The organism is Actinomycetospora sp. (genome assembly GCF_055612215.1).
In genome coordinates this window covers 1-14086 of the sequence record NZ_JBVPVA010000138.1, presented here as the reverse complement: position 1 = coordinate 14086, position 14086 = coordinate 1, and the positions used below count along the sequence as shown (strand labels likewise).

The window sequence follows — 14086 nt, the reverse complement described above, 5'->3', positions numbered from 1 at the left end:
CAGCGCGGCGCCGTCCCGGCCGCCGAACGCCGCCACGCCGTGCGGCAGGGCCGCGAAGGCCGGGGTGGAGTCGAGGATCGCCGTCACCGCGGTGAGGTCGCAGACGTCGGCGAGGGACCGGACCATCTCGGTGATCTCCGCGAGGTCGTCGACCACCCACGTGTCGGGCTCGTCGGCGACGAGCTCGGGCGCGCCGATCACGTCGTAGCGCTGGATGTCCTCGGGGGTCAGCTCGTCGACGGACAGGCCGCCGACCACCCCCCACGCCGGGTGGTCGGCGAGGTCGTGGGGCGTGCCGTCGGCATCGCTCGTGCGGATCCACGCCGCGAGGTCGGCGGCGTCGGCGAAGGCGAAGACGTGGTCGTCGTCGCCGAGGAAGGCCTCCCACTCCTCGCCGTCCTCGCGCCAGCGCGGGGCCCAGAGGGTGACCAGGTCCCCGTCGGTGAGCGCGAGGGTGATGGGGACGATGTCCTGGGCCACGGTCGGCCTCCGGGTTCCTGCGGGGTGATCACGTGCGGCGTCACCCTAGGGGTGCCGGGGTGACCAGGCCGTTCGGGGACGGGAACCGGTGAAGAGATCGGTGCGACGCGGCCCCGCGTGCCACGCTGGGGTCGTGCGGTTGCTGCGGACGCCCGAGGAACGCTTCTCCGTCGTCGAGGGCTTCGGTCACCCACCCCGCTACGTCGAGGTCGCCGATCCCGACGGGGGTGCGGCGCGGGTGCGCATGGCCACCTACGGCGTCGGCCCGGAGGGTCCCGACGCGGGCCCGACCGTGCTGCTGCTGCACGGGGAACCGACGTGGTCCTACCTCTACCGCCACGTGCTCGACGCCCTCACCGGCGCGGGGGTGCGCGCGGTCGCGCTCGACCTCGTCGGGTTCGGGCGCTCCGACAAGCCCGCCGAGGTGGCCGACCACACCTACGCCCGCCACGTCGAGTGGGTGCGCGAGGCCGTGTTCGACGTGCTGGGACTCGACGACCTCGTGCTCCTCGGGCAGGACTGGGGCGGGCTGATCGGGCTGCGGCTCGTGGCCGCGGCGCCCGACCGCTTCCGGGCGGTCGTCGCGGCGAACACCGGGCTCCCGACCGGTGACGTCGACATGCCCGAGCCCTGGTGGCGCTTCCGGCGGGCCGTGGAGCGGGCGGACACCCTCGACGTCGGGCGGCTCGTCGCCTCGGGCTGCGTGCGGGGCCTCGCGCCCGCCGCCCGGGCCGCCTACGACGCACCCTTCCCCGACGAGGCCCACAAGGCGGGCCCGCGCGCGATGCCCCTGCTGGTGCCGACCCGGCCCGACGACCCGGAGACCGAGGCCAACCGCGCGGCGTGGGCGGCGCTGGCCGACTACTCGCGCCCGTTCGTGGTGGCCTTCTCGGACTCCGACCCCATCACCGGGGGGATGGCGCCGGTCCTGCGCGCCCACGTCCGCGGCGCGGGGGCCGGCGGCGGCGAGGACCCCGGGCACGCCGTGCTGCGCGGCGCGGGTCATTTCCTGCAGGAGGACGCCGGGTCGGAGCTGGCGTCGGTCGTCATGGGCGTGGTCCGGAGGGTCACCCGACCGGGTGATCGGCCGGGTGCTTGAGGTCCGGTCCCGAGATCCCCTCGAAGGGGTGAAGTCGGGCCCGACCCCGTGACTCGCCCGCGGAAGGTGCCGTTGAGGGGGACGTGACAGTCGGGCCCGGTCACCACGGGCCCGGATTACCTGGGACCCCTGGAGAGAACATCGTGTCGATGATCCGCAAGACCGTTCTGGCCACCGCCATCGTCGGTGCCGGCCTCACCTCCATGACGGGTGCCGCCTTCGCGGGCGACTACCAGAACGACAGCGGCAACAACTGGGGCAACGACCACGGCCACAGCCGCCACCACGGCCACGGCCACGACAACGACAACGAGAAGTCGTCGTCGTGCACCAACAACGTGGCGGCGGCGAACGAGACCCGCGGCGGCGGCCTCGTCGACGTCCTCGGTGGCGCGCAGACGATCGTCCCGGTGAACGTCTGCCACATCCTGGACGACAACTCGATCCTCAACGGCAACCACATCAACGTGCTGGGCCTCGGAGGCTGACAGCCCCCGGGTGGGCCGCACGGCCCACCGACGAACGCCAGCCACGGGCCGGCACCTCTCGGGACACGAGGTCCGATGAGGTGCCGGCCCGTTCTGCGTCGGAGGCCCATGGCGGAGGGCACTAGTCCGAACGGGTGGTCCTCCTCGGCGTTGCCCCTGCTCAGGGCCGCGTTGCTCTCCTGCGTCGCCGGATCTCCGCAACCGGACCGTGACCTTCACTCGATCGAGGCGTTGAAGTCACCGAGTCGTGGCGCCAACCGTGTGTGTCGCGACCGGTACTCAGTGCGATCCGTGGAGATCGCGCGTTCGACGACCATGGGGAGAAAGCGTGTCGACGCTCCGCAAGACCGTTCTGACCACCGCCATCATCGGCGCCGGCCTCGCCTCGACCGCCGGTTCGGCGTTCGCGACCGACTGCGGCCACGAGGGCCACCACCAGAAGTCGCACGAGTCGAGCTCGTCCTCGAGCTGCACGAACAACGTCAAGGCGCTGAACCAGACCAAGGGCGGGGACCTCGCGAGCGTCTTCGGCGGCGCGCAGACGATCATCCCGGTCAACGTCTGCGACAACCTGAACAACAACAAGATCCTGAGCAACAACAAGGTCGCGCTGCTCGGCGGCATCCTCTAGTCCGAGCACGTCCCGGCCACGCCTCCTGGCGGCCCCCGAGCACCGGGGGGCGGCGGTCGTGATCAGCACGTGGTCGTAGCCGGTCGCGCCGACGGGTCGCTCCCTGACCCGGTCGGCGCGACCGAGGCCCCGTCCGACGCGGACGGTCGCCGCCCCCGGAATCGCCTGAGCAGGAGAGAAGCAGCGTGTCCATGTTCCGCAAGACCGTGCTGACCACCGCCATCGTCGGCGCCGGCCTCGGTTCGCTGTCCGGTGCGGCCTTCGCGGGCGACTACCAGGGCGACAGCGGCCAGGGCGGTCACCACAGCAACCACCACCACGCCTCGTCGGGTGCGCACGAGTCCTCGTCGTGCACCAACAATGTGGAGGCGAAGAACGTCACCAAGGGCGGCAGCCTCGTCGGCGTCCTCGGTGGCGCGCAGACGATCGTCCCGCTGAACCTCTGCCACAACCTCGATGGCAACGAGCTGCTGAGCGGCAACGACTTCAGCGTGCTCTAGATCGACGGCGTTCGCGCACGTCACGGCCGGTCCCGGCCCCCGACGGGGGGTGCCGGGGCCGGCCGTCGTCGTGTCCGGTCCGTGCACGAACGGGCGAACGTCGTGACGTGGCCGTGACCTCCACTGGCCCATCGGCGTTGAGGGCGTGTCATCCCAACCGGACACGAGCTCCCGCTGGAGTCCGGACCAGTACGCGACAAAATCGGGGGATTCATGTCGATGATCCGCAAGGCCGCCATCGGAGCCGTCATCCTCGGCGCCGGCCTCGCCTCCACGTCCGGTGTCGCCATGGCGACCGACGGTGGCCACGGCCACGGCCACGGCCACGGCCACGGTGGCCACGGCTCGTCCAGCAGCTGCACCAACAACCTCGACCTGCTCAACGTCACGAAGAGCGGGTCCTTCGCCGACGTCGCGGGCGGCTCGCAGACCGCGCTCGCGGGCAACATCTGCGACATCGCGAACGACAACGCCGTGGCCAACGGCAACGAGGTCGACCTGCTCAGCGGCCTCATCCCCTGAGTCGGACACCCGCTCGGCGACGGCCGGGTCACCGAACGCGTCCTTGAGGCGCGTGCGGTGGCCCGGCCGTTTCGTCGTGTACGGGGAAATACCCGTCCGCGCAATTCCCACCCATTCGTGGAACAGGCTCGGGAAGCGCGCGACGACTGGCCCGTGAGCAGGGAGAATTCACGAACGGGCGAACGTCGTGATTTGCCCGTGACCTCCCGGGAGAACCCTTCGTTACTGGTTCGTCCGCCGGATCGGGATTCTCGCGCCAGCGGTCGACGCCATTATCCATCGGGGGAACAGGAAGAACATGTCGATGCTCCGCAAGACCACCGTCACCGTCGCGATCGTGGGAGCCGGCCTCGGCTCGCTGACCGGCGCGGCCTTCGCGAACACCCACCACGGGTCCTCGCACGACTCGCACGGCAGCTCGTCCAGCTGCACCAACAACATCAAGGCCCTCAACAGCTCGAAGGGTGGCGGCTTCGCCGACGTCGCCGGCGGCGCCCAGACCGTGGGTGCGGCCAACGTCTGCCACATCCTGAACGACAACAAGCTCCTCAACGGCAACGTGCTCAACGTCGGTGGCACCACCACCACGCTCCCCACGCCCCCCGGCATCCCCGGGATCTGATCGACCCCGTCAGCACCGGAACGCCGGTGCCTCCTTCCGGTGACACCGGATCGGGGGCACCGGCTTTTCGCATTTCCGGGCCGTCGTGTGGTATTCGACGGCGCCCGGGGAAGTTCAGCTCGCCGCGGGCAGCGGCTGCTCGTCGTCGCGCGGCCCGAACATCGGCAGTGCGTCCACCCAGGGCTCCGGGCTCCCGTCCCATTCCCAGTCACGCATCTGCGCCCGGCTGCGCCGGCTGTGCAGGCCCCGGTAGAGCTCGTAGAAGTCCACCGTCACCGTGCTCCGCGCCGGCCTGGACGCGGCCGGGGCGGCACCGCGGCGCTCGCCCGGGTCGTCGGGGCTGCGCCACTCGATCCCCGCCGAACGCACCACGAGGCTGGGCGAGCCGCGGATGCCCCGGACCACCTGCCGCACCGCCAGGCGGGCGGCCGGTGCCCAGCCGTCCCACGGCGGGGCGGTCGCCCCGAGCGCCTCGACCAGGTCGCCCTCGTGCACCAGCAGGTCGTGCAGCACCCCGGCGGGGACGCGCCGGTCCTCGATCGCCCGCGCGGCATCGTCCGCGTGCTCGTCCCACTCCGCCAGCAGCTCGTCGACCGTGCGCCCCGCGCCGCGCTCGACCTGCGCCGCGGTCCACGACGGGCCCGGCATCCCGGCGGTGTGCCGCGCGGCCACGTCGGCGGCCGTCCCGGCGAGATGCGCGACGAGGTCGTGCACCGTCCAGTCCGGGCAGGCGGGCACGGCGCGCGCCAGCTCGATCTCGCCGAGGCCGGCCACGAGGGCGGCGACCCGGTCGTGGCCGGAGCGGTATGCGTCGTCGAACACGGCCGCAGCGTGCCAGATCCGGGCGGTGTCCGGATCCCGCCGCCGCTCGGCACCGGTCCCGGGCCCGGTCCCTCCGCTCGCCTCGATCCCCGTCGCTCCGCTCGCCCCGATAAGTTCCCGCGGCATGCTCCTCGTCGTCGATCACCCGCTCGCCCGGGCACGGCTGACCACCCTGCGCGACACCCGGACCGACCGCGCCGCGTTCCGCCACGCCGTCTACGACCTCACGACGATGCTGGTCTACGAGGCGCTCCGGGAGGCGCCAGTGATCGAGAGCCCGCTGACGACGCCGGTCGCCGACACCGTGGGCGCCGAGCTCGCGTCGCCGCCGGTGCTCGTCCCGGTGCTGCGGGCCGGGCTGGGGATGGCCGAGGCGGCCCACGCGCAGGTGCCCGGCGCGCTCATGGGCTTCGTCGGCGTCGCCCGCGACGAGGAGACCCTGCAGCCGACCCCCTACATGGAGTCGCTGCCCGACGACCTCGCCGGCCGCCCGGTGTTCGTCCTCGACCCGATGCTCGCCACCGGCGGCTCGATGGCCCACACGATCGACCTGCTCGTCGCGCGGGGCGCCGACGACGTGACCGCGGTCTGCGTCGTCGCCGCCCCCGAGGGGGTGTCGCGGCTGCGGGCCGAGCACCCGGCGGTCCGGATCGTCACGGCGGCGGTCGACGAGCGGCTCAACGAGGTCGGCTACATCGTCCCGGGCCTCGGCGACGCGGGGGACCGCCAGTTCGGCGCGATGTGACCTCCCCTCACTCGGAACGACGCCGAGGCTCCCGCGCGGAAGCACCTCGACGCCACGGGGAGAATGGGGTCATGAGCGAGTCCGTGCTGACCGCCGTCGCGTGGCCCTACGCGAACGGCCCCCGGCACATCGGCCACGTGTCCGGCTTCGGTGTGCCCTCCGACGTGTTCTCCCGCTACCAGCGGATGGTCGGCAACCGGGTCCTCATGGTCTCCGGGACCGACGAGCACGGCACGCCGATCCAGGTCCAGGCCGACGCCGAGGGCACCACCCCGCGCGAGCTCGTGGACCGCTACTCCCGCGTGATCCAGGACGACCTGGTGGGCCTCGGGCTCTCCTACGACCTCTTCACGCGCACGAGCACCGACAACCACCACCGCGTCGTCCAGGACCTCTTCACGGCCCTGCAGCACAACGGCTACGTGTTCGGGGAGAAGACGCTCGGCGCGATCAGCCCGTCCACCGGCCGCACCCTGCCCGACCGCTACATCGAGGGCACCTGCCCGATCTGCGGCTACCCCAGCGCCCGCGGCGACCAGTGCGACAACTGCGGGAACCAGCTCGACCCCGCCGACCTCGGGAACCCGCGCAGCCGCATCAACGGCGAGACCCCCGAGTTCCGGGAGACCGAGCACCTCATGCTCGACCTCCCCGCGTTCTCGCAGTCGCTCGGCGCCTGGCTCGACACCCGCACCAACTGGCGCCCGAACGTCCTGAACTTCAGCCGCAACCTCCTCGAGGACCTGCGCCCCCGCGCCATCACCCGCGACCTCGACTGGGGTGTGAAGGTCCCCCTCGACGGCTGGCACGACGCGCCGATGAAGCGGTTCTACGTCTGGTTCGACGCGGTCATCGGCTACCTCTCGGCCTCGATCGAGTGGGCCGACCGCGCCGGGAAGCCGGACGCCTGGAAGGAGTGGTGGTGCGACCCGGCGGCGTCGGCCTACTACTTCATGGGCAAGGACAACATCGTCTTCCACTCGCTGATCTGGCCGGCGCTGCTCCTCGGGCAGAACGGCGCGGGGGACAAGGGCGGCGAGCCCGGCGCGTTCGGGACGCTGAACCTGCCCACCGAGGTGGTGTCCAGCGAGTTCCTGACGATGTCGGGGTCCAAGTTCTCGACGAGCCGCGGCACCGTCATCTACGTCGGGGACTTCCTGCGCGAGTTCGGGCCGGACGCGCTGCGCTACTTCATCGCGGTCGCCGGCCCGGAGAACCAGGACACCGACTTCACCTGGGACGAGTTCGTCCGGCGCACCAACTTCGAGCTGGCCAACGAGTGGGGCAACCTCGTCAACCGCTCGATCTCGCTGGCCGCGAAGAACGTCGGCGCGATCCCGGAGGCGACCCGGCCCGAGGCCGCCGACGCCGAGCTCCTCGCCCTGTCGAAGGCCGCGTTCTCCACCGTGGGCGCGAACCTGCAGCGCTCCCGGTTCAAGGCGGCGTCGTCCGAGGCGATGCGCGTGGTCGGCGCGGCCAACGCCTACCTCAGCCACCAGGAGCCGTGGAAGCGCAAGGACGACCCGGAGCGGCGCGACACGATCCTGCACACCGCCCTGCAGGTCGTGCAGGACGCGAACACGCTGCTGACGCCGTTCCTGCCGCACGCCGCGCAGAAGGTCCACGAGGCCCTGGGCGGCACCGGGGTCTGGGCGGCGCAGCCCGCGCGCCAGGACGCGGGGGAGACCGGCCTGGGCACCACCCACAGCGTCCTGACCGGCGACTACGCGCACGAGCAGGCGCGGTGGGAGTCCAGCCCGATCCCGGTCGGGCGCCCGCTGGCCCGGCCCACGCCGCTGTTCGCCAAGCTCGACCCGTCGCTGGGGGAGACCGGCCCGTCCTGGGCGCCCATCGCCCACGATGGGTAGGTCGGACCCGGGCGGGGACGGCCGCGTGCCGCCCCCCGTCCCCGAGCCCATCCCGGGCGGCATCGTCGACAGCCACACCCACCTCGACGCCTGCGGGGCGACCGACCCGGCGACGCTGGCGGCCGTCCTCGACCGCGCCACCGCGTCCGGGGTCACGGCGATGGTGACGACGGCGGACGACCTCGCGTCCGCGCGCTGGGCCGCGCGCACCGCGGCCGGGGACGCGCGGGTGTTCGCCGCCGTCGGCCTGCACCCGACGCGTAGCCGGGACCTCGACGACGCCGCCCGCGCGGAGATCGAGGAGCTGGCCGCGCGGCCCCGCGTCGTGGCCGTCGGGGAGACCGGGCTCGACGACTACTGGACGACCCGCCGGGAGGACTGCGCGCCGCTCGACGTCCAGCGCGAGGCGTTCGCCTGGCACATCGACCTCGCCAAGCGCACCGGGCTCCCGCTGGTGGTCCACGACCGCGAGGCGCACGACGGCATCGTCGACGTGCTGCGCGCCGAGGGGGCCCCGGAGGGGGTGGTCTTCCACTGCTTCTCGGGTGGCCCGGAGCTCACCCGGGTCTGCGCCGCGCAGGGGTGGCTCATGTCCTTCTCGGGGACCGCCACGTTCCGCAACGCCAACGCCGCGGAGCTGCGACGGGCGGCCGCGCAGGCCCCCGAGGACCTGCTGCTCACCGAGACCGACGCGCCCTTCCTCACTCCGCACCCGTACCGCGGTCGGCCGAACGAGCCCTACTGCGTCCCCCACACGGCCCGCGACCTCGCCGAGCTCCGCGACCGACCGGTGGACGCGCTGGCCGCGGCCGCCACCCGGAACGCCCAGCGGGTCTTCCGGCTGGCCGAACAGCCTCAACCGTGACCGTGTGTACTCCGAGTGTGCGTCCGGTGACCGCGCTCGTCGTCGCGGGACCGCCGCTCGGCGCACCACGTTCGTGTCGCCTTGATGGTTCTGACACCCGGGTCGTTACCGTGCTGTGACTCGCCGGGATGGGACCACCCCCGGCGTCCGGGATCGGATCGGAACCTCCCCCAGAGGCCGGCCCACCAGCACTCCCCGGACGCGGTCCCTGCCCGGAGGTACGACTGATGTGGACTCCTCCGTGGCTCTGCTCTGCTCCCCAGCGGTGCGCTCCCCGCACAGCCGCTCGACGACCCGCCCCGAGCTCGTGGCGGCCGGACGATGAGCGCCGGCACCGCCCGCGAGACCGGGACCGCCACCGCCGACACCGGCTGGTTCGACGAGATCGAGGACCGCTGGACCGAGGACGGCTGGGACGGCCTCGACGCCAGCACCGCCGAGTGGCAGGCGCGCCGCCACGGCACGACGGTCCAGGACCTGGACCACCACCACACTGGTCCGCTCCCCACCTGGGCCGATGACATCACCGGCCCGCTGCCGATCGCGGGGCCGGGCTGGGCAGCGCCCGGCTCCGCGAACGGCACCGTCGAGGCCGAGAGCGACCACGCCCTGCCCGACCTCGACGACTGGAACGACCTCGAGGAGCGCACCGGGCTGGCCGGCGCCACGGCCCTCGCCCCGGAGCCGACCCCGGCGTCCGCCCCGGCCGGGCTGGACCCGGCGTCCTACCGCGAGCGCGACCTCACCGAGACCGGGCGCTACTCGCTCGCGGTCAAGGGCGGCGTCGCGGCGGCGCTCATCGCGGTCGCCGCGGGTGGCAGCACCGCGGTCGCGATGGACAAGGAGGTGACGGTCACGGTCGACGGGGTCGACCAGACCGTCCACACCTTCTCCGGCACCGTCGGCGGCGCGCTGGAGTCCGGCGACATCCCGGTCGGCCCTGCCGACCAGATGTCCCCGTCGCCGACGGCGAAGCTCCACGACGGCGACCACCTCGTCGTCAACCACCTGCGCCAGGTCAACCTCGTGGTCGACGGCAAGCCGCAGACCATCACGACGACCGCCAGCACCGTCGCCGACGCCCTCGCGCGGATCGGGCTGTCGCCGCAGGCCGTCGCCACCTCGGTGCCGGTGGGCGCGCTCATCCCCCCGAACGGCATGAACCTCTCGGTGCAGCTGCCGAAGACGGTGACGTTCATCGACGGGGGCGGCGCCCCGCAGACGATGACGACGACGGCGGCATCGCTCCAGCAGTTCCTCGCCCAGCACGGCGTGCCGATGGGCCCGGCCGACACCGTCTCCCCGCTCGGGCCGAACGGCCTGACCAACGGGGCGACCATCGCGATCACGCGCAACGCCGTCACCCAGGTCACCGAGACCGCCCCGATCGCGCCGCCGATGCAGACCATCAGCGACCCGACCCTGAACGCGGGCCAGACCAAGATCGACCAGCCCGGCCAGGCCGGCGAGCAGGTCCAGAACTTCACGGTGAACCTGACCAACGGCAAGGAGGTCGGGCGGACCGCCACCGGTGCCCCGACGATCACCAAGGCCCCGGTCGGTGGCGTCATCCGCAAGGGCACGAAGAAGGCCCAGCCGGCCATCGGCAGCACCGCCAAGTGGGACGCCATCGCCCGGTGCGAGTCCGGCGGCGACTGGTCGATCAACAGCGGCAACGGCTACTACGGCGGCATCCAGTTCGACAAGCAGACCTGGAACGCCTACGGCGGCGGCCAGTACGCCCCGCGCCCCGACCTCGCGTCGAAGGCCGAGCAGATCGCGGTCGCCGAGAAGGTCCGCGACGCGCGCGGCGGCTACGGCGCCTGGCCGGTCTGCGGCAAGAAGGGCTGACGCGCCCCGCTCCCCGACACGGGGCCCTGGGATCATGGCTGACGTGATCCCGGGGCCCGACCAGGGCGAGCGCAGCGACGGGCAGGCGGTCCGTCTGCTCGGCGCCTCCGACGTGCGCGCGCTGGCCGCCGAGCTCGACCTCCGGCCGACGAAGAAGCTCGGCCAGAACTTCGTCCACGACGCCAACACGGTGCGCCGCATCGTCCGGCTCGCCGACGTCGCGCCCGGGACGACGGTGCTCGAGGTCGGTCCCGGCCTGGGCTCGCTCACCCTCGCGCTGCTCGACGCGGTGGGTCCCGACGGTGCCGTGGTCGCCGTCGAGGTGGACCCCGTGCTGGCGACGCGCCTGCCGGCCACGGCCGCCGCGCGGGCGCCCGGGCGGACCCTGCACACCGTCACCGCCGACGCGCTGCGCGTCCGCGCCGCCGACGTGGTCGCGCCGGACCGTCCCGACGGGCCCACCGCCCTCGTCGCCAACCTGCCCTACAACGTCGCTGTGCCCGTGGTGCTGCACCTGCTCGGCGAGCTGCCCGGCCTGCGCACCGGCCTGGTCATGGTGCAGTCCGAGGTCGCCGACCGGCTGGCCGCGCGGCCCGGCGAGGACGCCTACGGCGGGCCCAGCGCCAAGCTCGCCTGGTACGCCCAGGCCCGCCGGGCGGGGCCCGTGCCGCGCGGCGTGTTCTGGCCCGTGCCCGGCGTCGACTCCGCGCTGGTCGCCTTCGCCCGCCACCCGGCCGGCGACCTCGGGGACGAGGCGGCCCGCCGCGCCACCTTCGCGGTCGTCGACGCCGCGTTCGCCCAGCGCCGCAAGTCGCTGCGGGCCGCGCTGGCGGGGTGGGCCGGGTCGCCGGCGCAGGCCGAGGAGCGGCTGCGGGCCGCCGGCGTCGACTCCTCCGCGCGCGGTGAGCAGCTCGGCGTCGGGACCTTCGCCGCCATCGCCGCGACGGCCCCCGACGGGGCCCCGGCCGGCACCTGACGGCACGCCGCCCCCCGCACCCGGACGTCGGGTCCGGAGCGGTCATTACCCTGGACGGGTGCTCTCCGCCGTCGGGCCCCCGGTCACCGTCCGCGTCCCGGCCAAGATCAACCTCCACCTCTCCGTCGGGGAGACCCGTCCGGACGGCTTCCACGACCTCGTCACCGTCTTCCAGGCCCTCAACCTCTTCGACGAGATCTCGGTCGTGACGGCGCACGCGGCGCGCGGCAGCGGCGCCGGGCTCGCGACGATCGGCTCCGGCGCCCCGGGGGTGGAGCTGCTCGGTGACGTCACCGACGCCGACCGGGCCGCCGTGCCCGCCGACGCGTCCAACCTCGCGTGGAAGGCGGCCGTCGCGCTCGCGAACGCCGTCGGGCGCGAGCCGGACGTGCGGATCGGCATCCGCAAGTCGATCCCGGTCGCGGGCGGCATGGCCGGGGGCAGCGCGGACGCCGCGGGCACGCTGCTCGCCCTGGCGACGCTGTGGCGTCTGGACCTCGGGCGCGAGGCCCTGATGGAGATCGCCGCGCTGGTCGGCAGCGACGTGGCGTTCGCGCTGCACGGCGGCACCGCCCTCGGGACCGGCCGCGGGGACGCCCTCGTCCCGGTGCTCTCGCGCCACACCTTCCACTGGGTGGTCGCGCTGCAGGACCACGGCCTCTCGACACCCACGGTGTTCGGCGAGCTGGACCGGCTCCGCGCCGCGGCCGGGCCGGACGCGCCCGTCAAGCGCCTGGGCAGCGTCGAACCCGTCATCGAGGCGATCGCGTCCGGGGAGGCCCGGTCGCTGGCGCTGCTGCTCGGCAACGACCTGCAGGCCGCGGCGGTGAGCCTCGACCCGGGGCTGCGCCGCACGCTGCGCGCCGGGGTGTCCGCCGGGGCGCTCGCCGGGGTCGTCTCCGGCTCGGGCCCGACCTGCGTGTTCCTGTGCACCGACGGCCCGTCCGCGGTCCGGGTGGCGGCCGAGCTCTCCGGGGCCGGGGTCTGCCGCACGGTGCGGGTGGCGCACGGTCCGGTGCCCGGCGCCCGCGTCATCGACGGGGACCCCGCCCGCCCGCCGCGCGGCCCGGGGGCGGGGGGACCGGGAGCCGGCGACCCCGGGCCCAACATGTACGCCTGATCCGAGAAAGAGGACCGTGCCCAACCTCGTCAACCTGGAGAACGTCGCCATCGCGTTCGGCGGCCCGAAGCCCGTGCTCGACGGGGTCTCGCTCGGCGTCGACGCCGGCGACCGCGTCGGCGTCGTCGGGCGCAACGGCGGCGGGAAGTCGACGCTGATCTCGATCCTCGCCGGCCGCCTCGAGCCCGACAGCGGCCGGGTCAGCCCGGTGCGGGGGCTGCGGATGGCCTCGGTGACCCAGCAGTCGCGGCCCCGGGGGGCGACGGTGCGGGAGGCGGTACTCGGAGGGCAGGTGCCCGACCACGAGTGGGCCGCCGACCCGCGCTCGCGGGCCGTCGTCGAGGGCCTGCGCCCCGGCGGGGACCGCGGTCTCGACGCGTCCGTCGAGGGCCTCTCGGGCGGGGAGCGGCAGCGGATCGCGCTCGCCGCGGCCCTCGTCCAGGAGCTCGACCTGCTCGTGCTCGACGAGCCGACCAACCACCTCGACGTCGAGGGCGTCGGCTGGCTGGCCGCGCACCTGCTCGCCCGCCGGACCGCCCTCGTCGTCGTGACCCACGACCGCTGGTTCCTCGACACCGTCGCCTCCCGGACCTGGGAGGTCGTCGACGGGCACGTCGAGCAGTACGACGGCGGGTACGGCGACTGGATCTTCGCGCGGGCGGAGCGGGCGCGGCTCGCGGACGCCGCCGAGCAGCGTCGTCGCAATCTCGCCCGCAAGGAGCTGGCGTGGCTGCGCCGCGGCCCGCAGGCGCGCACCTCGAAGCCGCGCTACCGGGTGGAGGCCGCCGAGGCGCTCATCGCCGACGTGCCCGAGCCCCGCGACTCGGTCGAGCTGGTGACGATGGCCAAGCACCGGCTGGGGCGCACCGTGGTCGAGCTGGAGGACGCGACGCTGACGGTGCCCTCCCAGCCGCCCCGGACCATCGTCGACCGGCAGACCTGGCGCGTGGGCCCCGGCGACCGGATCGGCATCGTCGGGAACAACGGCTCGGGCAAGACGACGCTGCTGCGGGCGATCGCCGGGGAGCGCGAGCTCGACGGCGGGCGACGCGTCCAGGGCACGACGGTGCGGATGGCGCACCTGTCGCAGGACCTGTCCGACCTGCCGATGCACCGGCGGGTGCTGCAGGCCGTCGAGGACATCGCCGAGCGGGTGACGATCGGCAAGTACGAGCAGACCGCGTCGCAGCTCGCCGAGCGTTTCGGCTTCCCGGCGGCCCGCCAGTGGACGCCGGTCTCGGAGCTCTCCGGTGGCGAGCGGCGCCGGCTGCAGCTGGTGCGGCTGCTGATGACCGAGCCCAACGTGCTGCTCTTCGACGAGCCCACCAACGACCTCGACGTCGACACCCTCCAGCAGCTCGAGGACCTCCTGGACGGGTGGCCGGGCACGCTGCTGCTGGTCAGCCACGACCGCTACCTCACCGAGCGGGTGTGCGACCGGGTGGTGGCGCTCTTCGGCGACGGCCGCATCACCGACCTGCCGGGCGGCATCGAGGA

General features: G+C 73.8%; 14 protein-coding genes and 1 pseudogene. 13 read left to right on the top strand and 2 right to left on the bottom strand.

Features of this window, described 5'->3' with window-relative positions; translation table 11 throughout:
* Window positions 1–480: pseudogene (locus tag AC0CYZ_RS03820) on the bottom strand (primosomal protein); the annotation flags it as partial.
* A 133-nt stretch (window positions 481–613) separates the two neighbouring features.
* Here AC0CYZ_RS03820 and AC0CYZ_RS03815 point away from each other — a divergent pair.
* The 6 genes from AC0CYZ_RS03815 to AC0CYZ_RS03790 all read left to right on the top strand — a co-directional run bounded on the left by AC0CYZ_RS03815 (window position 614) and on the right by AC0CYZ_RS03790 (window position 4342).
* The gene (locus AC0CYZ_RS03815) at window positions 614–1579 is read left to right on the top strand and encodes a haloalkane dehalogenase (RefSeq protein WP_472212497.1); all 966 of its coding nucleotides are present in this window, start codon (window positions 614–616) and stop codon (window positions 1577–1579) included.
* A gap of 149 nt (window positions 1580–1728) precedes the next feature.
* Window positions 1729–2067, top strand: coding sequence for a hypothetical protein (locus AC0CYZ_RS03810; protein ID WP_472212495.1), 339 nt, complete (start codon window positions 1729–1731; stop codon window positions 2065–2067).
* 328 nt (window positions 2068–2395) lie between these two features.
* Entirely contained in the window at window positions 2396–2698 is a 303-nt protein-coding gene (locus tag AC0CYZ_RS03805) for a hypothetical protein (protein WP_472212493.1), read from the top strand.
* Window positions 2699–2883: 185 nt separating this feature from the next.
* On the top strand, window positions 2884–3198 hold the full coding sequence (locus AC0CYZ_RS03800) for a hypothetical protein (RefSeq protein WP_472212491.1): 315 nt from the start codon (window positions 2884–2886) through the stop codon (window positions 3196–3198).
* 219 nt (window positions 3199–3417) lie between these two features.
* The gene (locus tag AC0CYZ_RS03795; RefSeq protein ID WP_472212489.1) at window positions 3418–3720 is read left to right on the top strand and encodes a hypothetical protein; all 303 of its coding nucleotides are present in this window, start codon (window positions 3418–3420) and stop codon (window positions 3718–3720) included.
* Between the two features lie 304 nt (window positions 3721–4024).
* Window positions 4025–4342: a hypothetical protein gene (locus tag AC0CYZ_RS03790; RefSeq protein WP_472212487.1), complete on the top strand. Its 318-nt coding sequence runs from the start codon at window positions 4025–4027 to the stop codon at window positions 4340–4342.
* Window positions 4343–4456: 114 nt separating this feature from the next.
* On the opposite strand, the gene AC0CYZ_RS03785 is transcribed toward AC0CYZ_RS03790, so the two are convergent.
* Complete coding sequence (locus tag AC0CYZ_RS03785; protein ID WP_472212485.1) at window positions 4457–5164, bottom strand: maleylpyruvate isomerase N-terminal domain-containing protein; 708 nt, start codon at window positions 5162–5164, stop codon at window positions 4457–4459.
* 124 nt (window positions 5165–5288) lie between these two features.
* Here AC0CYZ_RS03785 and upp point away from each other — a divergent pair, with 124 nt between their 5' ends.
* The 7 genes from upp to AC0CYZ_RS03750 all read left to right on the top strand — a co-directional run.
* A complete protein-coding gene (upp, locus tag AC0CYZ_RS03780; RefSeq protein WP_472212483.1) occupies window positions 5289–5909 on the top strand; it encodes a uracil phosphoribosyltransferase in 621 nt (206 codons plus the stop codon).
* Window positions 5910–5980: 71 nt separating this feature from the next.
* Window positions 5981–7777: a methionine--tRNA ligase gene (gene metG, locus AC0CYZ_RS03775; protein ID WP_472212481.1), complete on the top strand. Its 1797-nt coding sequence runs from the start codon at window positions 5981–5983 to the stop codon at window positions 7775–7777.
* Window positions 7770–8642 carry a TatD family hydrolase gene (locus AC0CYZ_RS03770; protein ID WP_472212479.1) on the top strand — a complete coding sequence of 291 codons (873 nt, stop codon included), beginning with the start codon at window positions 7770–7772 and terminating at the stop codon, window positions 8640–8642. Before metG ends, AC0CYZ_RS03770 begins: the two co-directional genes overlap by 8 nt.
* A 321-nt stretch (window positions 8643–8963) precedes the next feature.
* Entirely contained in the window at window positions 8964–10493 is a 1530-nt protein-coding gene (locus AC0CYZ_RS03765) for a transglycosylase family protein (protein WP_472212477.1), read from the top strand.
* A gap of 34 nt (window positions 10494–10527) precedes the next feature.
* Entirely contained in the window at window positions 10528–11469 is a 942-nt protein-coding gene (gene rsmA, locus AC0CYZ_RS03760; RefSeq protein WP_472212475.1) for a 16S rRNA (adenine(1518)-N(6)/adenine(1519)-N(6))-dimethyltransferase RsmA, read from the top strand.
* A 58-nt stretch (window positions 11470–11527) separates the two neighbouring features.
* On the top strand, window positions 11528–12589 hold the full coding sequence (locus tag AC0CYZ_RS03755; RefSeq protein ID WP_472212473.1) for a 4-(cytidine 5'-diphospho)-2-C-methyl-D-erythritol kinase: 1062 nt from the start codon (window positions 11528–11530) through the stop codon (window positions 12587–12589).
* A 16-nt stretch (window positions 12590–12605) separates the two neighbouring features.
* Window positions 12606–14086 (top strand): ABC-F family ATP-binding cassette domain-containing protein (locus AC0CYZ_RS03750; RefSeq protein WP_472212471.1); only part of this gene is annotated, 1481 nt, incomplete at its 3' end.

Excerpts from the sequence above, each read along its gene's own strand:
- AC0CYZ_RS03810 (WP_472212495.1), top strand. The coding sequence starts at position 1,729 with ATGATCCGCAAGACCGTTCTGGCCACCGCCATCGTCGGTGCCGGCCTC.
- AC0CYZ_RS03795 (WP_472212489.1), top strand. The coding sequence starts at position 3,418 with ATGATCCGCAAGGCCGCCATCGGAGCCGTCATCCTCGGCGCCGGCCTC.
- AC0CYZ_RS03790 (WP_472212487.1), top strand. The coding sequence starts at position 4,025 with ATGCTCCGCAAGACCACCGTCACCGTCGCGATCGTGGGAGCCGGCCTC.
- upp (WP_472212483.1), top strand. The coding sequence starts at position 5,289 with ATGCTCCTCGTCGTCGATCACCCGCTCGCCCGGGCACGGCTGACCACC.
- metG (WP_472212481.1), top strand. The coding sequence starts at position 5,981 with ATGAGCGAGTCCGTGCTGACCGCCGTCGCGTGGCCCTACGCGAACGGC.
- AC0CYZ_RS03770 (WP_472212479.1), top strand. The coding sequence starts at position 7,770 with ATGGGTAGGTCGGACCCGGGCGGGGACGGCCGCGTGCCGCCCCCCGTC.
- AC0CYZ_RS03765 (WP_472212477.1), top strand. The coding sequence starts at position 8,964 with ATGAGCGCCGGCACCGCCCGCGAGACCGGGACCGCCACCGCCGACACC.
- rsmA (WP_472212475.1), top strand. The coding sequence starts at position 10,528 with ATGGCTGACGTGATCCCGGGGCCCGACCAGGGCGAGCGCAGCGACGGG.